The sequence below is a fragment of the Bacillus sp. HU-1818 genome (assembly GCF_022695965.1).
In the GTDB taxonomy this organism is placed as follows: domain Bacteria; phylum Bacillota; class Bacilli; order Bacillales; family Bacillaceae; genus Bacillus; species Bacillus atrophaeus.
In genome coordinates, this window is record NZ_JAAPBE010000001.1 from 627,496 (window position 1) to 647,726 (window position 20,231).

Annotated in this window: 16 protein-coding genes; 3 read left to right on the plus strand and 13 right to left on the minus strand. The window is 46.4% G+C overall.

The window, feature by feature from the left end; genetic code table 11:
* Nucleotides 1-54 precede the first annotated feature (54 nt).
* Nucleotides 55-1,104: a lactonase family protein gene (locus tag GXP75_RS02955; RefSeq protein WP_242556094.1), complete on the plus strand. Its 1,050-nt coding sequence runs from the start codon at nt 55-57 to the stop codon at nt 1,102-1,104.
* A gap of 72 nt (nt 1,105-1,176) precedes the next feature.
* Here the strand turns inward: GXP75_RS02955 and GXP75_RS02960 are convergent, their stop codons facing one another.
* The 10 genes from GXP75_RS02960 to proG form a co-directional block, all read right to left on the minus strand.
* Nucleotides 1,177-2,181: an ABC transporter ATP-binding protein gene (locus tag GXP75_RS02960; RefSeq protein WP_242556095.1), complete on the minus strand. Its 1,005-nt coding sequence runs from the start codon at nt 2,179-2,181 to the stop codon at nt 1,177-1,179.
* A gap of 13 nt (nt 2,182-2,194) precedes the next feature.
* Entirely contained in the window at nt 2,195-3,085 is an 891-nt protein-coding gene (locus tag GXP75_RS02965) for a C40 family peptidase (RefSeq protein ID WP_242556096.1), read from the minus strand.
* Entirely contained in the window at nt 3,082-4,182 is a 1,101-nt protein-coding gene (ykfB, locus tag GXP75_RS02970; RefSeq protein ID WP_242556097.1) for a dipeptide epimerase, read from the minus strand. Before ykfB ends, GXP75_RS02965 begins: the two co-directional genes overlap by 4 nt.
* Nucleotides 4,179-5,120 carry a S66 peptidase family protein gene (locus GXP75_RS02975; protein ID WP_242556098.1) on the minus strand — a complete coding sequence of 314 codons (942 nt, stop codon included), beginning with the start codon at nt 5,118-5,120 and terminating at the stop codon, nt 4,179-4,181. Before GXP75_RS02975 ends, ykfB begins: the two co-directional genes overlap by 4 nt.
* Nucleotides 5,121-5,229: 109 nt before the next feature.
* Nucleotides 5,230-6,855, minus strand: coding sequence for a peptide ABC transporter substrate-binding protein (locus GXP75_RS02980; protein ID WP_242556099.1), 1,626 nt, complete (start codon nt 6,853-6,855; stop codon nt 5,230-5,232).
* Nucleotides 6,856-6,866: 11 nt separating this feature from the next.
* Nucleotides 6,867-7,880, minus strand: a complete 1,014-nt coding sequence (locus GXP75_RS02985) for an ABC transporter ATP-binding protein (RefSeq protein ID WP_242556100.1) — start codon at nt 7,878-7,880, stop codon at nt 6,867-6,869.
* Between the two features lie 4 nt (nt 7,881-7,884).
* A complete protein-coding gene (locus GXP75_RS02990) occupies nt 7,885-8,847 on the minus strand; it encodes an ABC transporter permease (protein WP_061571328.1) in 963 nt (320 codons plus the stop codon).
* A gap of 5 nt (nt 8,848-8,852) precedes the next feature.
* Nucleotides 8,853-9,779, minus strand: a complete 927-nt coding sequence (locus GXP75_RS02995) for an ABC transporter permease (protein WP_003327410.1) — start codon at nt 9,777-9,779, stop codon at nt 8,853-8,855.
* 14 nt (nt 9,780-9,793) lie between these two features.
* Nucleotides 9,794-10,618 carry a M55 family metallopeptidase gene (locus GXP75_RS03000; protein ID WP_214915132.1) on the minus strand — a complete coding sequence of 275 codons (825 nt, stop codon included), beginning with the start codon at nt 10,616-10,618 and terminating at the stop codon, nt 9,794-9,796.
* 149 nt (nt 10,619-10,767) lie between these two features.
* The gene (gene proG / locus GXP75_RS03005; protein WP_242556101.1) at nt 10,768-11,586 is read right to left on the minus strand and encodes a pyrroline-5-carboxylate reductase ProG; all 819 of its coding nucleotides are present in this window, start codon (nt 11,584-11,586) and stop codon (nt 10,768-10,770) included.
* Nucleotides 11,587-11,779: 193 nt separating this feature from the next.
* Here proG and htrA point away from each other — a divergent pair, with 193 nt between their 5' ends.
* Nucleotides 11,780-13,141 (plus strand): serine protease HtrA, encoded by a 1,362-nt coding sequence (gene htrA, locus GXP75_RS03010; protein ID WP_242556102.1) that lies wholly within the window; start codon nt 11,780-11,782, stop codon nt 13,139-13,141.
* A gap of 692 nt (nt 13,142-13,833) precedes the next feature.
* Here htrA and GXP75_RS03015 read toward each other — a convergent pair.
* From GXP75_RS03015 to GXP75_RS03025, 3 genes are all read right to left on the minus strand, one after another.
* Nucleotides 13,834-14,802, minus strand: coding sequence for a glycosyltransferase family 2 protein (locus GXP75_RS03015; protein ID WP_242556103.1), 969 nt, complete (start codon nt 14,800-14,802; stop codon nt 13,834-13,836).
* Between the two features lie 12 nt (nt 14,803-14,814).
* Nucleotides 14,815-16,971, minus strand: coding sequence for a glycosyltransferase family 39 protein (locus tag GXP75_RS03020; protein WP_242556104.1), 2,157 nt, complete (start codon nt 16,969-16,971; stop codon nt 14,815-14,817).
* A 295-nt stretch (nt 16,972-17,266) separates the two neighbouring features.
* The gene (locus tag GXP75_RS03025; RefSeq protein ID WP_150223546.1) at nt 17,267-18,217 is read right to left on the minus strand and encodes a ring-cleaving dioxygenase; all 951 of its coding nucleotides are present in this window, start codon (nt 18,215-18,217) and stop codon (nt 17,267-17,269) included.
* A gap of 419 nt (nt 18,218-18,636) precedes the next feature.
* Here GXP75_RS03025 and GXP75_RS03030 point away from each other — a divergent pair, with 419 nt between their 5' ends.
* Nucleotides 18,637-19,953, plus strand: coding sequence for an APC family permease (locus GXP75_RS03030; protein ID WP_242556105.1), 1,317 nt, complete (start codon nt 18,637-18,639; stop codon nt 19,951-19,953).
* Nucleotides 19,954-20,231: the final 278 nt, after the last annotated feature.

Here is a 20,231-nt window from a genome sequence, read left to right on the forward strand (position 1 = left end):
TTTACCCAAGATGCGTTACTATAGAGGAGACATGACTTGAAGGGGGAAAAACGGATGACAAAGTACATAGGTTATATAGGAACATATACGAAGGGCGGCAGTGAAGGAATTTATTCGTTCGAGCTTGATACTGAAAAGAAAACACTCAGCCAGCCTAAGACTGCCGCAAAGCTTGGCAACCCGACTTATGTCACGCCGAATAAAGATAACAGCGTTTTGTATTCCATCGTAAAAGCCGATGGACAGGGCGGTGTGGCGGCCTATCAAATTGATCCTGCAACAGGAGATTTAACCTTGCTGAACCAACAGTTGATAGACGGCCCATCCCCATGCCATGTAAGTGTGGATGATAAAAACCAATTTGTTTTAACAGCTAATTATCACAGCGGAAAGGTACACGCTTTCCCGGTTCTCGCTGACGGAAGCCTCGAACAAGCCGTAACAGAAGCCGCCCATAGCGGGACAGGCCCTCACGAAAGACAGGAGAAGCCGCATACACATTACGCCGGCTTTACACCTGAACATAATTATGTGGTGGCGGTTGATTTAGGAACTGATAAGCTTTACACATACCAGCTGAAAGACGGTGAGCTGAAAGAAGTCAGCACCCATTCCTTTGCACCGGGCGCAGGGCCTCGGCACATTGCCTTTCATCCGAAAGAAAAATACGCTTATATCATGACAGAACTCAGTAATGAAGTCATTGCACTTGAATATGATCCGACACCTGGAGAGTTCAGAGAAATCCAAGTGGTATCTGCTCTGCCTGACGATTTCACAGATAACAGCCAAGGAAGCGCGATTCACGTATCGAAAGACGGCCGTTTTGTTTATGCGGCCAATCGCGGTCACGACAGCATTGCCGTTTTTAAAGTAAATCAATATTCCGGCGAGCTGGCTTTTGTGGAAAGAACGTCAACGGAAGGCAGCTGGCCGCGTGATTTTTCTTTTGACCCTTCTGAAAAATTCTTAGTGGCGTCAAATGAAGAAACCGGCAACCTCGTGTTGTTTGAAAGAGATGAAGAAACCGGCAGACTCACACTGATCCAATCTGATGTTTCTGTTCCGTATCCGGTGTGCGTGAAATTTTTACATCAAGCTTAATAGGCGGGCAGACTCCTTTTCTTAGGAGCCTGCCTTTTTTGATGTACAAGGAGCTTCGCCATCATCGACAGCTCAAACATCAATCTTACTTTTCTCTTTGAATGGCCCGCGCTCTTTCCGGTATAAATGGCAGGCGACAAATCGGCCCGTTTCTACTTCTTCAAGCACCGGCCGGCTTTCCTTGCATTCCGGCATTGCCTCCGGACATCTTGTCCTGAACACACAGCCAGACGGCGGATTGACCGGGCTTGGCAATTCTCCTTTCAGAATAATGCGCTCACGCTTGTCCTCCAATTCAGGGTCCGGAATCGGAATAGAGGACAACAGCGCCTTTGTATAAGGATGCAGGGGCTCCCGATAGAGTTCGCCGCTTTCAGTAATTTCCATCATATGGCCTAAATACATAACCCCGATCCGGTCGCTGATATGCTTAACCATTGATAAATCATGGGCAATGAACAAAAACGTCAGCCCTTTTTCCTTTTGAATCCGTTTCAGAAGATTAACGACCTGTGCTTGTACCGACACATCGAGCGCTGAAATCGGCTCGTCCGCAACGATAAATTCCGGATGTAAGGAGAGCGCTCTGGCGATTCCGATTCTCTGCCTTTGCCCGCCGCTGAATTCATGCGGATAGCGGCTTCCGAAAGCTGGATGAAGCCCCACCGATTCGAGAAGCTCGTCCGCAATCTGAAGACGCGCTTTATGGGTATTGTAAAGCTGATGAATTTCCATCGGCTCTATAATAATTTCCCTGACAGTCAGACGCGGGTTGAGAGAAGCGTAGGGGTCTTGAAAGATCATTTGCAGTTTGCGGTTCAAAGTAAAATGGTCCTTCTCGCTTACATCATGCAGGTCTGTGCCCCTGTACGTGATTTTTCCGGCTGTAGGATGATAAAGGCGCATTAACACTCTTCCCAAAGTGGATTTCCCGCAGCCGGATTCACCTACAAGCCCGAAGGTTTCCCCTTCGTATATGTGAAAAGTAACCCCGTCTACAGCTTTTACCGTTTTCTTTCTACCTGCATCAAAATGCATTTTGAGCTGATTGACGTGCAGAAGCGGTCCTGTTGCCATTTGCCTTCCCCCCTCATTTAATGTAATAGCGGCGTGCTGTGCATAATTCTTTTTCATATACCGTGCCTTTCAGCGTAATGATTTCAATGCTTTTCCCTGTCTTTGGGGAATGGAGCATTCGGCCGCCGCCTATTGCCAAACCGACGTGGTGAATTGCTCCTTTTCCTTCCTCATAAGCGAAAAAAAGCAGGTCGCCCGGCTCCATTTCATCAATCTCTATGCGGCTGCCCGCTTTAGCCTGATCGCCAGCATCACGGGGAATGATATAGCCGTTCGCTTTGAAGATACTGTACATAAACCCGGAGCAGTCGAATCCAAATCCGCTCATTCCGCCCCACAAATAAGGAAGACCGATAAAAGCCTTACCCGTCTGGATGATATCAGCAGCCGTTCCCTGCCTTTCCCGCACCGGCTGAGCATCTGTTTTCTTCAGCAGCCGATCGCCAAATGGCGTTTCTACCTTGTAAAAACCGTCCGATTCGCTGTGCAGCGGCAGACTTGTTAAAAAGCTCACTTCCATCTCCTTTTCTCTGTCATTCTTGTATAAAAAAGCAGCAGGCTTGGATACATACACAGCGCCCTGCTTGTCGGTCTCATCCATTTTGCTCAGCTGGCACTTTCTCATCCACCCTGGATAACCGCGCTCGTTTTTGCCTGACGGCTGCCCCGGAACAACAACGGATACCCATTCTTCTTCCTCTGAAACTACCGTCACTACTCCGCCGAAGAGAACCTGTGATTGGATGATGTTCTCTGTACACAGGCAAAGGCGCTGATCATAGTTCATTCCTTCCAGCCATTCTCTGACACGCACAGTTTTCCCAAGCATCGGCTGATCCGCTTTCCGAGGTGATGCAGGTGCCGTCCATATGTTGGCTACTGCCGTTCGGACCGTATAGTTCATCGTTCTGCCCCTTCCTTTTGCAGCATCACTCCTGAAATGCCAAGCCCCGGTTCATCCGGAATCGTAATCGCGCTGCCGCTGTAGACGATGCCGCCCTGTATCATATCTTGCTTCAGCATAAGCGGCGCATCAAAATCAAAGCGTGTCACGTTTTTTTTGCCGGCGGCGAAATGAGCCGCCGCTGTGATGCCGAGCTTTGTTTCAATCATGCTGCCGACCATGCACTCTACGCCGCACGCTTCCGCCAGCGCGTTTATTTTCACGGCTCCGGTGATGCCTCCTGCCTTCATCAGCTTGATGTTGATTAAATCCGCGCTGCGTGTTTTCAGTACCGCCAGCGCCTGGCGTGGGGTAAAGACACTTTCGTCTGCCATAATCGGGGTTTCCGTCGCGTCAGTGACCTGCTTCAGTCCGGCGAGATCATCTTTATGGACAGGCTGCTCAACAAGCTCAATATCAAGCCCCGCGTCCTCCATTTTTCGAATGGCGGAAACCGCCTCTTTCGGCGTCCAGCCTTGGTTAGCATCAAGACGAAGCTTGACGTTTGAACCGACGCGTTTTCTGATTTCATGGATACGGGCGATATCGGTCTGCACTTTGTCTTTTCCAACCTTTACTTTTAACGTCTGAAAGCCTTGTTTGAGGCAGCTTACGGCATCCTCGCCCATTTCCCGGGGTGAGTTGACGCTGACAGTATAATCCGTTTCCAGCGTCCGGCGAAAACCGCCAAGCATCTGGTAAAGCGGGAGCCCGCACATTTGGGCCCAGCCGTCGTAAACGGCCATCTCAACCGCCGCTTTTGCGCTATAATTACGTTCAAGCAGTCGGTCGATGTCGTGAAAAATCGCTTCACAGCTGTGCAGGCTTCTTCCGAGTAAAGCAGGCTTCAAGACGTGATGAATGGCGCTTTCAATACTTTCTATACTGTCTCCGGTAATCACAATTGTGGGCGGCGCTTCTCCCCATCCGCTCAAGCCGTTATCATACACAATTTTTACAATGACAGATTCAGCCGTATACACCGTTCTCAGCGCTGTTTTGAAAGGCTTTTTTAACGGTACGGCGATTCGTTCTGTTTCAATTCCCGCAATCTTCATATCAATCTCGCCCCTTTAGAAATTCCCGCTTCAATCGTAAGGGTTTTTGCTGTTGTGTCCATCACTGCACAGGCTCCGACCGGTACGGCGATGCTCGGGGAACAGTGGCCGATTTTAAATCCCATTAAGGCAGGCTTTCCGGCTTTTGTGATGTAGTCCTCTATCACCTGTTCAAGTGTTAACGATTTCTCCCGTTTGACGGGCACACAATTGTGAAAATCACAAACGAGTATCCCGGCGGCATCTTCAAACTTGCCGGCCATTTTTAAATGGTTAAGCATCCTGTCGATTTGATAAGGCTCTTCGTCCACGTCTTCTATAAACAGCAGTTTGCCTTTCGTATCAATTTCAAACGGTGTACCGAGTGTGGCAGTGAGTAACGATAAATTTCCGCCGGCCAGCCGGCCCTTGGCTTTACCCGGCGTCAGCACCTTGAGTGGGGAGATGTCTTCTGTATAGGTACATTCAGTTTCTTCAAATAATTGATGGTAGGAAGCTTTGGTCAATGGATCAACATCTTCGCGTCCGATGTCAGAACTTAGCATCGGGCCGTGAAACGTGACTAACCCCGTGTTTTGATTTATGGCGGTATGAAGATACGTAATATCACTATATCCCCAAAAAATCTTCGGGTTGCTGCGGATGATGTCGTAATCAATATCCTGAGCAATCCGTCCTGTTCCGAAACCGCCGCAGGCGCATAACACCGCCTTTACATTTTGGTCCTTAAACATCTCATGCAGGTCAGACAAACGCTCCTCATCCCGTCCCGCCAAATAGCCGTGCTGGTTTTTCAAAGCTTCTCCAATCTTGACCTGAAGCCCCAGCTCTTCTAAAAATAAGAGCGCGGTTTTCAGCTTTTCCGGGTCCGGCGGACTAGCGGGGGCTATCACCCCGACTGTGTCGCCCTTCTTTAATGCCGGTGGCTTGTGGTTCACTTCGTCCCGCTCCCTTCATTTTGCTTTCCACCCTACGTATACGTTTTGGAAAGTGAAAAAATACCGCTCCTTCTTATAAAAGAGAGCAGCATTTTCCGCTTGATCATAATCAGTTTTTTTCCGCCCATTTTAAGTCGATATAGCCGACGGGGTGGCGGACGATTCCTTTTACATTTTTTTGATAAAGATGAACCTGATTGTAGAAATAAATCGGTATAATCGGCGCCTCGCCTAATAACAGTTTTTCCGCCTGGTGCATGAGTGCAAATCGTTTTTCTTCATTCGCTTCCATTTTCGCCTCTTTGATCAGCTGATCGTATTGCTCATTGCCCCAGCCTGTGCGGTTCATTGAATTATCCGTCTGGAAAGCTTCCAGAAAATTGATAGGATCGGCGTAATCCGCTAAAAATGAACTTTGCGAGAATTGAAATTTAAGAGCTTTTTGGTCCTCTAAAAACACATTCCATTCCATGTTGGCAAGCTTGATATCAATTCCCAGCTCACTTTTCAGTTTTTGCTGGATGGCTTCAGCGATTTTTTTATGCTCAGGTTTTGTGCTGTAGGTCAAGGTAATGGCTGGCAGTTTATCATAGTTTTCTTCTTTCATGCCTTTTTCTAAAAGCTGCTTTGCCTGACTTTTATTGAAGGAGATGAGGTCTCCTCCTGCTTCACGAAAATCTTTGCCGTCAGGCTGGGCCAATCCCGGAGAAACAAAGGCGTGCGCCGGCTTTTCTTTATTTTTCGTGACATAATCAACGATTTCCTTTTGGTCAACCGCCATAACAAAAGCTTTTCTAATGTTTTTATTTTGGAACGGCTCCATGTTTACATTAAAACGATAAAAGTATAAACCGGCTTGGTCTGTAATATGAACGTTCTCTTGATCAAGCAGCTGTTCGCTTAATTCAGCAGGCACATAAGCGCTGTCTAACTCATCAGACTGAAACATTTGATAGTCTGTGTTGCGGTCATCAACCATCGCCCATTTGACTTTATCGAGCTTAACTGAATCCTTATCCCAGTACGTGTCGCTTTTTTCCATCGTCATGTTGTCATCATGCTTCCAACCCGTCAGCTTAAATGGGCCGTTGCCGACAAATGTGCTTGCTTCGGCAAACCATTTTGGATCTTCGTTTGCCACTTTTTCATTAATCGGAAAGTATGCGGGGTTTGAAATAACGCTCAGAAAATATTTCTGCGGCGCGGCGAGTGTGACTTCAAGCGTCTTATCATCTTTAGCCGTCACTTTCACCTTGTCTTTTGCGCCTTTCCCGCTGTTAAACGCTTCGCCGCCTTCAATTAAGTAGCCGAGGAAAGCGGAGGACGCACCTGTTTTCGGATCAAGCATCCGTTTCCACGCATATTCGAAATCTCCGGCTGTCACCGGATCTCCGTTTGTCCATTTGGCGTCTTTGCGAATGGTAAAGGTATATGTTTTTTGATCCTTAGATACCGTCCACTTTTCCGCCATCGCCGGTTCAGGCTCATGGTCTTTGCCGAGGCGGGTTAAGCCTTCCATGAGGTTATTTAACGGCTCCCACGACACTCGGTCAAAACCTTTAGGCGGATCAAAGGATGTCGGCTCTTTCTCATTATTTAAATAAAGCACTTTTTCACCGCCGGATTTGTTTGCTTTGTCGTCCCCTGTTTCTTTTCCGGCTTGTTCATTTGCCGTGCATCCTATCAACGCAAACGAAAGCGTCAGCGCAAGTCCCATACTCCATAGCCTTTTCATCTTTTTCCCCCTTATTGTTTGTCTTTCGTACCGACAGAGACAGCCGCTTGTTCAGCCCGTTTATCCTGCAGCCAGCAATGAACCGAATGGCTTGTTGACCTGACCGTTTGACCAGGATACACTCTGTCGCACACCGTCATCCTGTGCGGACACCGGGCGGCAAACGGGCACCCTGCCGGCGGCGCGAATAAATCCGGCGGCGTGCCGTCAATCGGAATCAGTTCCGCACCTTCCAGATCAAGCCGCGGGACGGAATTCAGCAGCCCTTTCGTATAAGGGTGCTGAGGCTGATAAAATATATCTTTTCTCGTTCCGATTTCCGCGATTTTACCTGCATACATCACAGCAACCCTGTCAGCGACTTGAGCCACGACACCCAAATCATGTGTAATGAGAATAATAGACACTTTGGTTTTTCTTTGAATCTCTTTAAATAATTCAAGAATCTGTGCCTGAATCGTTACGTCAAGCGCCGTCGTCGGTTCATCGGCAATTAATATATCAGGCTCGCAGATCAGCGCCATCGCAATAACAATCCGCTGTCTCATGCCTCCGCTGAACTGATGGGGATATTGCTTCAGCCGCTCCTTGGGATCAGGAATGCCAACCAAGGTCAGCATGGAAAGCACCGCCTCCTTAGCGGCTTTCTTCGACATCGTCTGGTGCTGCAAAAGCGCTTCGGTCAGCTGATCTCCGACGGTTAACGTGGGATTTAAAGCCGTCATCGGGTCCTGGAAAATCATGGAGATATCCGCCCCCCTGATGCTTCTCATTTCCCGTTCCGGAATTTTGCAAAGGTCTTTATGTTTAAACTGTATGTGACCGGAAGTAATTTTTGCCGAATATTTAGGCAGCAGTCCCATAATGCTTTGAGAGGTGACGCTTTTTCCGCAGCCTGATTCGCCGACAATGGCAAATGTCTCCCCTTCGAACAAATCAAAACTGACCCCCCTGACAGCTTGAACGGAGCCGCCGTATGTAGCAAAAGAGACGTGCAGATCGTGAACTGAAAGGACTTTTTGCATAACACTACCTCCTGAGCTTAGGGTCTAACGCATCCTGCAATCCGTCGCCAAGCACATTAAACGCATACATCGTTAATGAGATAAAAAAGGCCGGAAAAAATAAGCGCCACCAATGCCCTGACAAAATGGTCGGCAAGCCGTCATTCGCCATCACACCCCAGCTTGCAAACGGCGCTTGTATACCGAGCCCGAGGAAACTTAAGAAGGCTTCCGCAAAGATGGCAGTCGGCACCGTTAATGTCATCTGCACGATAATCGCACCCATTGTATTGGGCAGCAAATTTTTGCGTATAATCCGAAAGGTGCCCGCCCCAAAGGTTTTTGAAGCCAGTACATATTCATAGTGCTTCAATTGAAGCACCTGGCCTCTGACAATGCGCGCCATGCCGACCCATCCCGTGACGGTCAGCGCCACAATAATGGTTCCGAGACCAGGGCCCATCAGCACCATTAACAAAATAACGACAAGCAAATATGGCAGACCGTACAGCACTTCGATGATTCTCATCATCACACTGTCTGTCTTACCGCCTTTGTAACCGGCAATTCCCCCGTAGATAACGCCGATCACAAAATCAATGAGCGCGGCCATCACGCCGACAAATAAGGAAATTCTCGCGCCGTACCATGTTCTTGTAAAAACATCCCTGCCAAGCTCATCCGTCCCAAACCAATGGGTGGCTGACGGAGGAAGATTTTGTTCAGAGAGGGCTTGGCGCGTTACGCTATGGGGCGATATAAGCGGCCCGATGGCAGCCATCAGTAATAGAAAGATCAGAATGCCGAGCCCCGCCATCGCTAATTTATTTTTCTTCAGTCTTCGCCACGCGTCCTGCGCGTATGACAGACTGGGCCGTTTTACTGATTCTGCTTCTTGATTATTTTCTGTGTTCGGGGTAAACCACTCGTCCGGCACATGAGTGTGCTTTTTTGATGACCGATCATCCGTTTGTACAGGGAGATTCATATGTTTCACCCTTTCTTATGCAGTTTAATGCGCGGATCTAAAAGACCGTAAGCCAAATCAACCAAAAACAGCATGACGATGAGAATTAAGCTGTAAAAAACAGTCGTTCCCATAATCACCGGGTAGTCCCGCTGGTTAATGCTTTCCACAAAATATTTTCCCATTCCCGGAATGGCAAAGATTTTTTCAATGACAAAACTTCCTGTCAAAATGCTTGCAACAAGTGTGCCCAATACGGTAATCACTGGCATGAGTGCGTTTCTGAGTGCGTGTTTTACAATAATTTTGAGCGGAGACAAGCCCTTTGCTTTTGCCGTGCGGATGTAATCCTGAGTGAGGACCTCCACCATGCTTGATCTTGTCAGCCTGGCGATGATCGCCATAGGCCCGACAGCAAGTGCAACGGTTGGAAGAACCATATGCATCGGGCTCGTCCATGTAGCGGCGGGAAATAGTTTCAGGTTGACTGCGAGCTGCTGGATCAGTACGGTCGCCATGATAAAATTCGGGATGGAAATGCCGAGTACCGCGATACTCATCGCGGCATAATCCAAAAAGCCGTTATGGCGGAGCGCAGCCGTCACACCGAGCACAAGCCCGGAAATCACGGCAATCACAATTGCTGTCATGCCAAGCTCAAAAGAGACGGGAAAACCGCGTTCCAGCATATCATTTACGCTTTCTGACGGTTTTTTAATAGAAGGGCCGAAATCAAATGTAATAATGGATTTCACATAGATGGCGTATTGGATGAGAAGAGGATCGTTTAAATGGTAATAGGTTTCAAGATTTTTTTGGACCGCTTCATTTGTGCCGCGTTCTTCGTTAAAAGGAGAACCCGGAATGACCTTCATCATGACAAAAGTCAGAGTGGTAATGACCAAAATCGTTGCAGCCATTGCCAAAAAACGCTTTATGATATATTGTGCCAAAGCCGTACACCCCTTTAACAGAATGATGTTTGAGCAGCAAGTTCTGTCATGACCAGCATGGCCTGATAGGCTTCAAGCATATCTTTCGCTTGGAATTGAACGATGGTGGTTCCTGGTTTAATCTCGGTGCCGGGCATCAGATTCGCCCATTCCGCCTGGCCGTAGTTAGCAAATTCGATGCTGAGTACAGGCCTGTCAGGCGGTATCAGCGGCTTGACCTTGTCCTTATTCCTCAGCGCGTAAGCCGTTTTTTCCGTCAAAAGCCGGCCGGCCTTAGCAGGTGACAGACATTTGACCGCGGATCTTGAAATCGTTTCTTTAACAGCTGCCGTTGTAACATTCGGAATCAGCGCTTCCGCCTCTTTTGCCGCCTGATCGTCTCCGGCCACCATAATAACCGGGACATCAAAGAAGCCGGCAGTATACGCGTTTAATCCCAGCTCGCCAACAGGCTGATCGTTTATGTAAAAATGACGCACGGCGAAAATCATACTATGCGACATGACGCCCGGGACGGACGCTCTTGCATGATATCCTACAAAGACAGCGCCTGAAAACGTCTCATCAAGCCCTTGAACCATAGAAAACGGCTTGACATCGCCTGAAATCAGATCAGCCTCCGGATGCAGTTTCTCAATCAGCAGATTGTTCATTTTCGAATGGCTGTCATTCACGAGCACTTCAGAACAGCCGCTGTTGAACGCTTCCGCTATTACATAGTTTGCTTCCTCGGTCATGATCGCCCTCCCCCGCTCATAGTTATGCTTGCGGGAATTGACGAAGGTATCGTCCGGAAGACCTGAAATTCCTTCCATATCCACAGACATATATAACTTCATACGACCCCTCCTTTTTCTCTCAAATTTTTTACTAAATTATGAATTTTCTAACAAATTATATTAAAAAAAGACTTAAATTGCAATACGGCTGATAGATTTCAACCTTCTATTACTAGTAAAAAAAGAATCCCCCCTATAAGGATTCTTTTTCATATTTGGTCTTTAACCGCTTCTGTCAGCTGTTTATATTTTTTCAGCGTTTTCTCAAATACCTCGTCGAACACCTCTGGCATGGCTGACTGGATGACTTCGGCACCTTCTCCCGTAATGCCGCCTTTTGTGGCGACGCGGCCGAGGGTTTCCTGAAAAGACATGTTCTTTTCGGTCAACAGCTTCCCTGTTCCATAAAGCGAATGAATCAAAAAATCAAAAGCTTCCTCTTTTGTCAGCCCGCTGTTTCTTACCGCGGACTCTGCGAACTCCTCAAATATCGCCGCAATCAGCCCCGGCGCAGAGCTTGTTAAATTGCTTGCCGCGTTCAGGTCAGTTTCCTTGATTTCCCTCACTGTGCTGAAAGCTGATAATAACTCATTCAGATCTCTTTTCTTTTGGGAAGATACCGTTTCGCCATGAACAACAAGCGACACACCTGTCTCTGCTTCCGAGGTTAAGGTCGGAATATATCGGCTGACCGCGTTTTTCGTTTCCGCTTGCAGCTCGGCTACCGGCACACCTGCCGCAATAGAAACAATGTGGGCGTCATGATTGATATGAGGCGTCAGACGGCGCAATGTTTCCTTTACATAAACAGGCGGCACACATATCAAAACCATCCCGCACTCCGCAGCCCAAGACTCAAGAGGGCCAATTGTAACGTCCGGGTGGTCTGCTGCCAATTTTTGAAGTCGCTCTCCTCTTGACCTTGTATCAATATAAAGTTCGTTTGCGCGGATAAATTGATGCTTCAATAACTGAACAGCGATCATATCCGCCATACTGCCGTATCCGATTAAACCGATGTTTGTCATTCAGATCAACCCCTTTCCCATTTGTTATATCCTTAAGCAGTGTACCCTTTTCGGAGAATTTTTGCACTTTTTCACAATTTCACATATTCTTTTCATTTTTATCCCACAGTTTTTGTTTATGATAAACTCAAGAAATAAAACTGACTTGCTAACTATTAAAAATGAGATGAACTATAGAAACGGAGTGAGCATGATGGATAACTATCGTGACGAAAGCAAAACAGAAGAAAAAGATCATGAGGTCATTTTAGTGAAGGAGAATCATCAGCAAGAGCCGCATTCGGCCCGGCATGTGATGAGTGATGAAACGAAGAAAAAACGCGGACTCGGCTGGTTCCGCCCGCTGCTCGGCGGAGTCATCGGCGGAAGCCTTGCACTTGGAATCTATACATTTACGCCGCTTGGAGACCATGATGCCTCAGACACAACAAAGCAGACAGCAACCCAGCAGCAAACAGAATCTTTATCTGCACAAAACACTGCCGCAAAATCTAGCAAAAGCTCAAACAGTTCTTCGGCAAGCACGACAGCGGACTCTGATAAAATTTCAAATATGGTGGAAGATATCTCACCGGCAATTGTCGGCATTACGAATCTCCAAGCTCAGTCAAGCAGCTCGAACTCCTTTTTCGGTTCTGATTCTTCTGGCTCAAGCAGCGGCGGGGATACTGAAAGCGGCTCTGGTTCTGGTGTCATTTTCAAAAAAGACAATGGCAAAGCCTATATTATTACAAATAACCATGTGGTAGAAGGCGCTTCTTCTCTAAAAGTCTCATTATACGACGGTACGGAAGTGACAGCCAAACTTGTCGGAAGTGATTCTCTAACCGACTTGGCGGTCCTTGAAATCAATGATAAGCACGTCACAAAAATGGCAAACTTCGGCGACTCATCTGATCTCAGAACAGGCGAATCCGTCATTGCCATCGGCGATCCGCTCGGAAAAGACCTCTCCCGCACAGTAACGCAGGGAATTGTGAGCGGTGTGGACAGAACCGTTTCCATGTCAACATCAGCCGGAGAAACAAACATTAACGTCATTCAGACAGACGCGGCAATCAACCCAGGCAACAGCGGCGGTCCGTTATTAAATACAGATGGCAAAATCGTCGGAATCAACAGCATGAAAATCAGTGAGGATGATGTAGAAGGTATCGGCTTTGCTATCCCAAGTAATGATGTCAAACCGATCGCGGAAGAATTGCTGTCGAAGGGAGAAATTGAACGCCCGTACATCGGTGTCATCATGCTTGATTTGGCACAAGTTCCGCAAACCTATCAAGAAGGCACCCTCGGCCTGTTCGGCAAACAGCTGAACAAAGGCGTTTACATCCGTGAAGTCGCTTCCGGTTCTCCGGCGGCTGACGCAGGACTCAAAGCGGAAGATATTATCATTAGTGTAAAAGGCAAAGAAACCGACACCGGCAGCGAACTCCGCAATATTTTGTACAAAGATGCAAATGTAGGTGACACTGTCGAAGTGAAAATTCTCAGAAACGGAAAAGAAATGACGAAAAAAGTCAAGCTTGACCAAAAAGAAGAAACAACATCTTAATAAATGATTCCTCCCCAAGGCCGCTTATGCGGCCTTGTTTTTTTTACGCAGACATATGTCCTGCCATTGTGAGTTTTCTCTACACTCAATCGTTTGGACAGGTTGATGGCTTGGATTGATGGTATCTATTAATCTGCGAAAAAACGTTTTTCCTTCACTAAATGAATAGAGGTTATAAGCCCCCTTTCATGCTGCAACGCTATATTTGGGGAATCTTCAATATACCTATAGCCATAGATTAAATTCACAGACAGCATTCAAGTAAACGGGTGCAGTCTTGCAGAAGCTAACATGAGACATGACAACCCTGCTGAGGACATTATAATTTAGCCCTTATTAAACAAGGCACTTTCAACTGAATGGCAATGAAGATGACAGAAAAAACGCCCGCTCCCCTTTCCAAAAACTCAGCCGTCTGTAAAAGAACGCATGTCTGGATGAACAGAAACCGGAAATCATTCCGGACTGAAACACCGGATGGCTTAACCTTCCCTATGTGCTTGTCCATCGGCATTTATATTGCTTTCAACGGAATCCACTCATGATCACCTTATGGGGCAAGTTCCTTCTATGAATGCTTGCTGGTGTTTTAAGATACGGGAATTCTCAAGCACTTTTCGCATACTCACATACACGGCCGCAGACATCAAAAACCCCTGTCCGTTTAAAACGGACAGGGGTTTTTTCACTTATTACATTCTGTGATCCCGATAGAGTTTTCGGTTTTCTAAGCCGTAACTTTTCTGCACGATATAGAGAGGGCGGTCTTTCGCTTCATCATAAATTCGCCCAATGTATTCACCGATCATTCCAAGCATCAATAAGACGATGCCGCTGAATAGGAGCTGAATGACGATGAGTGATGACCATCCTGTAATCGTGCTGTCTGTGAACAATTTCATATAAAGCACGATCAGCATATAGAGAAAACCTGCGCCTGACATGAGGATTCCGATGAAACTGGCCAGCTTCAACGGCTTATGAGAAAACGTGGTGATACCGTCCATTGAGAGCTTAAGCATTTTTTTAAGCGGATATTTTGTTTCGCCTGCAAGCCTTTCATCACGCTCGTATTCAACCGCCGTCTGCTTGAATCCTACCCAGCTGACAAGCCCTCTGACGAAAGGATTTTTTTCCTTCAATTTTTTCATTTCATCGCAAACCTTTCTGTCTAGGAGACGGAAATCTCCTGTGTCGATCGGTATATCAATATCTGTCATGCTCCGTAGCAGACGGTAAAACATGACTGCTGTTTGTTTTTTGAAGAAAGTTTCGCCTTTTCGTTTTGTACGGACCGCGTACACGACTTCATAGCCTTCCTTCCATTTTTCGATCATGTCCAATATCAGTTCCGGCGGGTCCTGCAAATCGGCATCAATGACGACGATTGCGTTTCCCTGCGCATAATCCATTCCGGCTGTAATCGCGATTTGATGGCCAAAATTTCTGGAAAAGTCGATAATTTTCACTCTCGGATCAATAAAGCTGTGTTCTCTTAAAATCTCAACGCTTCGATCGCGGCTCCCGTCATTGACAAAGAGAAGCTCATAGTTTTCTTTCGTTCTATCCATCACTTCTTTTAAGCGCTGATAGGTTTCTTGAATGACGAGTTCTTCGTTATACACAGGAACAACAATCGAATATTGAATATGTCTGCTCATTCTTTTCTCCTCCTATTCATCCGCACTTAGTTCATATAAAGTAGATGATTGATTCATTCCGCCAGGTCCGCCGCCCATTTTGCCCTTCTGGCCGGAGCTGCTGCTTTCGCTTGATGTGTCTGACGACCTGTTACTTGATGATTTTTGTTCAGACTGATCTGCCGTGGCGTTTTTATCCGTGCTTGATTGCCATTTATCAGCAGAAACTTCTTTACAGTTTTTCTGAACCCACTCAACAATTTCATTGTCTCCGCCCATACCCATTCCGGAAGACAAGAAGTACTTCACCTTACCTTCTTTCACCAGTTTTTTAAATTGAGTAAGCGTGATCGCGGGGTCTGAACCGCTGAATCCGCCAATTGCCATCACCGCTTTTTTCGTCTTAATGATATACGGCGCCGCTGCATTCGCGTTGGTTGTCGCGAATAGGTAGGCAGAGCCGGAATTGTTTTCTTCTAAATACTTGATCAGTTTTTCGTCTACGCTTGCGTCTGCCGTTCCCTTACCGCTGCTTGAAGCGAGCTGAGGGCCGGTTTCAGGCAGTGCGCTGTTGCCTCCGTACAGAAGCGGCGTGCTTGCCCAGTGAATCGGCACAACAAGTAAAACGAGAAGACCAACAAGTGATACGTAGTACGTGATTGTTTTTTGGCGTTGTTTCATGACCAGAAGCGCGATTGCTGATACCGCTCCGATTACGCCTACGCCAATGCTCCATCCTAAACCGATTTGATCATTGTAGTTCCGAAGAATAAACAATTCAAATCCTGTTGTGGCAATAATCGCTGCCGGCAGAAGCCATGATTTCCAGCCTTTATGATTGCGATACAGATGGACAAGAGCGACCCATCCCGCTCCGGCAAGCGCTGCAATCGGCGGTGCCAGCATAATGAGATAATAATGATGGAAAAACTCTGCTACGCTGAAGAATCCGGCAATCGGCACAAGCCATGCAACCCAGAAAACCGTTTCCTTTTGCTGAACAGATAATCTTCTTCTTTCTTTTGCGCCTGCGATAAACAAACCTGCAATTCCAAAGAGTGCAAACGGCAATAACCAGCTGATTTGGTCAGATAATTCAGTTTGGAAGAGTCGAAGCGGACCAGGAGTTCCTGTTCCAAACATTCCGGTGCCTGATTGCATTTTTGAACCGCTGCCAGAACCGCTCTTTCCTCCTCCGCCTGGTCCACCGCCGTCTCCCCCGCCGCTTGGAGGACCGCCTTGACCGCCGCTTGGCATTTCGCCGCCGCTTGGCATCTCTCCATTAGCCGGCTGACCGGATGTGCTGCTGCTCGATTTGTCATCACTTGATGAACTGTTATCAGAAGAAGACGTTTCTTTCGAAGCGTTATCGTTTGGTCCTCCCTGTCCGCCTGAACCAGAATTTTGGCCTGTCAGCCGTTGAATTCCGTTGTATCCAAAGGCAAGCTCTAATACAGAGTTGGTTTGGCTGCTTCCGATATAAGGACGATCGCTCGAAGACACATTGCCAACAACAAGCGCCCACGAAACAGAAACAGCTAATAAAACTACCAGTGAACTTGCTAATGAAATGATTTTTTTCTTGATTGTGGCATTCGCGGCAATCATATAGAACAATAAGAAAGCCGGTAAAATCATATATGCCTGAAGCATTTTCGTGTTAAAGCCTACACCGACAACAAAGAACGCTGCTAATAACCAAATCAGCTTGCCTTTTCTGACGGCTTTAAAGAGAAGCCAGGTTGCGAGTAATAAGAAAAAGACAAGTAATGCATCAACATTGTTTGTCCGGGCTACGGCCACCGCAATCGGTGTACATGCCATAACGAATGCAGCGATTCGCGCTGCCACCTTTCCGAACGCCGGCTTAATCAGCAGATATATTAAGAGTACAGAGCCGACACCCGCCAATGCTTGAGGCAAAATAATGCTCCAGCCGTGCATTCCAAATATAAGTGCGCTGATCGTTTGCAGCTGGAACGTAATCGGGGGTTTATCCACCGTTATAAAACCTGCTGCATCGAATGAAGCATAAAAGAAATTATGAAAGCTTTGCATCATACTTGTTACTGCTGCGGTGTAATAAGGATTCACCGTATCGTCATTCCAAATGTTATACATATTTAAGAATGCAGATGCGAGCAGAATGAGAATTAAGAAAATATCTATTTCGCGTTTTTTCATCTTCACGTGTTTCTTCACTCCTTTTCGTCTAACTGTGAACAAGTGTAACAAGCAAATGTGAAAAAATTATTAATAAAAAAAGACAATTATTTTGCCATCCGCAATTAGTGAAAAAGATTCATAAGAACCTTATGCAGTAAGCAAAATATCCTCTTTTCCGGTGAATGTTTATACCTATGAAAACTTGTTCTTCGAAATGAATTCGTTTACATCAACTGCCCGGATTTCTGCGCACAAAAAACGCCTTCCGATTCACAGAAAGGCGTTTCCTTCTTCTTTCATCCTCAAATGGGTCTTCGCTCTACTTAATAGGCTTCAGCCGTGCTTCAATGTCACTGCGGCGATGCTCAAGATAAGGCGGAAGCGCAATGGTCTGGCCCAGCTCGTCAATATCTTCATCAACCATAAAGCCCGGGCCATCTGTTGATAATTCAAAAAGAATTCCGTTTGGCTCCCTGAAATACAGCGCCTTGAAATAATAGCGCTCGACAATTCCCGAGTTGCTAAAGCCTTCACGGCTGATGATGCGGTGCCAGACGGCAAGCTCCTCTTCATCTTTCACGCGAAATGCAACATGATGGACGCTTCCTTTTCCTGACCGTTCACGCGGAAGATCACTTCTTTCAATAAGATGCACCTCGGTCGCTGCGCCGCCTTCCCCGGATTCCAAAATAACAGCCGATCCTTGGCCGTCACGTGTTTCTTGTCCGATTTCAGTAAAACCGAGAATCTGTGTCAGCACATGTAAGGTTGGTTCCGCATATGGCACTGTCAGCTCAATCGGCCCAAGACCGCGGAAGGAATACTCAGCCGGAACGCCGCTTTGCTCGACCGGCATGCCATAGTCCTTGCCCTTTTCGTCAGCAGTCAGCACAAGCCGCTGTCCTTCATGGTCTTGGAAAGCAAGCGTGTCCCGCCCTGCTATTTTTGTGATATCGCTATGCGCGACCTGATGCTCTTCAAAGCGTTTCTTCCAATAATGCAAGGCTTCTGTTCCTGGGACACGCAAACCTATAGAAGAAATGCTGTTTGTGCCTGCGTGGAAGGGCGCGATTCGCGGGATTTCAAAAAACGTCAGCTCTGTTCCCGGATTAGCGACCTGATCTCCGTAAAATAAGTGGTACATCGTCGGCTCATCTTGATTGACAGATTTTTTGACCAGCTTCAGCCCCATGACCTTACTATAGAAATCTAAATTTTTCTGAGCGTCGGCCGTTAAGGCGGACACGTGATGGATACCGTTGACTTTCATATATTTTCCTCCAATTTCAGATAATTATCTCGAATTCGAGATATAACTGTATAAATTATTTAGTAGTTTTCTACTTACAACGTATTTGATTCGAAAGTAAATGTCAACCAATCAGCTTAAAGCGTGTCCCCTGATATTCTCTTTAAAAAAGCAAATGTACACTTTAAACAAATAACCTGCCATATCAAATGCCAGTCCGCCGTATATGAGCAAATAAAAGGCGTACTATAATCACTAAAATTAAATATAATGTTCGTTTTTAAAACTTAAAAGTTATGTGTTTTTATGAATTTAATATAAAATCATAACCAAATATCGATAGTCAGAAAATTTATTTAACTCCAGTTTTCTGAAATAGGGTTTACAATATGAAAAATAGATTCTTCATCTGAAGTCTGAACATCTTAGGAGGAAATAAAATGAATACTGAAGAAAACGGATTAAAAAAAGATATAGGTCTTTTATTTGCTCTTTCTCTTGTTATCGGCACTATTATCGGTTCTGGCGTGTTCATGAAACCCGGCGCTGTGATGGCCTATTCCGGCAGTTCCCAGACCGCGCTGCTGGCTTGGCTCTTAGGAGGCATTCTGACACTGGCCGGCGGGCTGACTGTAGCGGAAATCGGCACACAAATTCCGAAAACAGGCGGGCTGTATACATATCTTGAGGAAGTATACGGAGAATTTTGGGGCTTTTTATGCGGCTGGGTGCAAATCATCATTTACGGGCCTGCGATTATCGGCGCTTTGGGACTTTATTTCGGTTCATTACTGACAAACCTCTTCGGATGGGACGGCGGCTGGTCAAAGCTCGCGGGAATGGCTGCGGTTGTCTTCCTATGTGTCGTTAATATTTTGGGAACCAAATACGGCGGCTTTGTCCAAGCACTTACTACGATCGGAAAGCTGATCCCGATTATTTTCATTATCGTATTTGGGCTTTGGAAAGGCGATCAGCATATTTTCACCACAGTCAATGAAAGCATTGCCGATATGAATTTCGGTGCTGCCATTTTGGCGACATTATTTGCGTATGACGGCTGGATCTTGCTTGCCGCTCTCGGCGGTGAAATGAAAAACCCTGAGAAACTGCTGCCCCGGGCGATGACAGGCGGGCTTTTGATTGTGACGGCGATTTACCTTTTCATTAACTTCGCCCTGCTTCATATGCTCTCCGCCAACGATATCGTCAGACTCGGTGAAAACGCAACAAGCACCGCGGCAACCATGCTGTTTGGCCCGATTGGCGGAAAGCTGATCAGCATTGGAATTATCGTAAGTATTTTTGGCTGCTTAAACGGAAAGATTCTATCCTTCCCGCGGATCTCATTTGCCATGGCGGAACGGAAACAGCTTCCTTTTTCAGAGCAGCTTTCACGTGTTCACCCGACATTCCGCACGCCATGGATAGCGGTTTCCTTTCAGATTGCCTTGACGGTTATCCTGATGTTCCTTAGTAATCCTGATAAGCTTTCTGAAATCTCGATTTTCATGATTTATATTTTTTATGTCATGGCATTTTTCGCCGTGTTTTTACTTCGAAAACGAAATAAAGGCAAAGAGCGCGCCTACAGCGTGCCGCTTTATCCGATTGTACCGATTCTTGCCATAATAGGTTCGCTCTTCGTTTTGGGGAGCACCGTTATGACGGACACACTAAGCTGCGGCTTATCCATACTCGTCGGACTGGCCGGGCTGCCTATTTATTTCTGGAGAAAAAAACGCAAATCAAGCTGACTAAGAAACGGCTCCTTCATACGGAGCCGTTTTTTTGCTGTAATCAGAAACAAATCTTGACATGAAAAACATTTCTTTTGTTATACTTTTTACGTTAAAGATAAAAGATTTTGAAATATGCCGTTTTTTTGCTGAATCAGGTCAAAATAAGCAGAACGGGGTATGACATGTTTTTTTAAAAAAATCAAGTCCCGTTTTTTTCGACTTTTCCTGTTTTTTTTCGACAAAAGGCTATATAATAATTTGATGTGTGCATTGTCTCATTCAAACAATGGAGG

Excerpts from the sequence above, each read along its gene's own strand:
- GXP75_RS02965 (WP_242556096.1), bottom strand. The coding sequence starts at position 3,085 with ATGAACTATACGGTCCGAACGGCAGTAGCCAACATATGGACGGCACCT.
- GXP75_RS03000 (WP_214915132.1), bottom strand. The coding sequence starts at position 10,618 with ATGAAGTTATATATGTCTGTGGATATGGAAGGAATTTCAGGTCTTCCG.
- GXP75_RS03025 (WP_150223546.1), bottom strand. The coding sequence starts at position 18,217 with ATGAAAGTCAACGGTATCCATCACGTGTCCGCCTTAACGGCCGACGCT.
- GXP75_RS02980 (WP_242556099.1), bottom strand. The coding sequence starts at position 6,855 with ATGAAAAGGCTATGGAGTATGGGACTTGCGCTGACGCTTTCGTTTGCG.
- GXP75_RS02985 (WP_242556100.1), bottom strand. The coding sequence starts at position 7,880 with ATGCAAAAAGTCCTTTCAGTTCACGATCTGCACGTCTCTTTTGCTACA.
- GXP75_RS03030 (WP_242556105.1), top strand. The coding sequence starts at position 18,637 with ATGAATACTGAAGAAAACGGATTAAAAAAAGATATAGGTCTTTTATTT.
- GXP75_RS02960 (WP_242556095.1), bottom strand. The coding sequence starts at position 2,181 with ATGGCAACAGGACCGCTTCTGCACGTCAATCAGCTCAAAATGCATTTT.
- GXP75_RS02955 (WP_242556094.1), top strand. The coding sequence starts at position 55 with ATGACAAAGTACATAGGTTATATAGGAACATATACGAAGGGCGGCAGT.
- htrA (WP_242556102.1), top strand. The coding sequence starts at position 11,780 with ATGGATAACTATCGTGACGAAAGCAAAACAGAAGAAAAAGATCATGAG.
- proG (WP_242556101.1), bottom strand. The coding sequence starts at position 11,586 with ATGACAAACATCGGTTTAATCGGATACGGCAGTATGGCGGATATGATC.
- ykfB (WP_242556097.1), bottom strand. The coding sequence starts at position 4,182 with ATGAAGATTGCGGGAATTGAAACAGAACGAATCGCCGTACCGTTAAAA.
- GXP75_RS03015 (WP_242556103.1), bottom strand. The coding sequence starts at position 14,802 with ATGAGCAGACATATTCAATATTCGATTGTTGTTCCTGTGTATAACGAA.
- GXP75_RS02990 (WP_061571328.1), bottom strand. The coding sequence starts at position 8,847 with ATGAATCTCCCTGTACAAACGGATGATCGGTCATCAAAAAAGCACACT.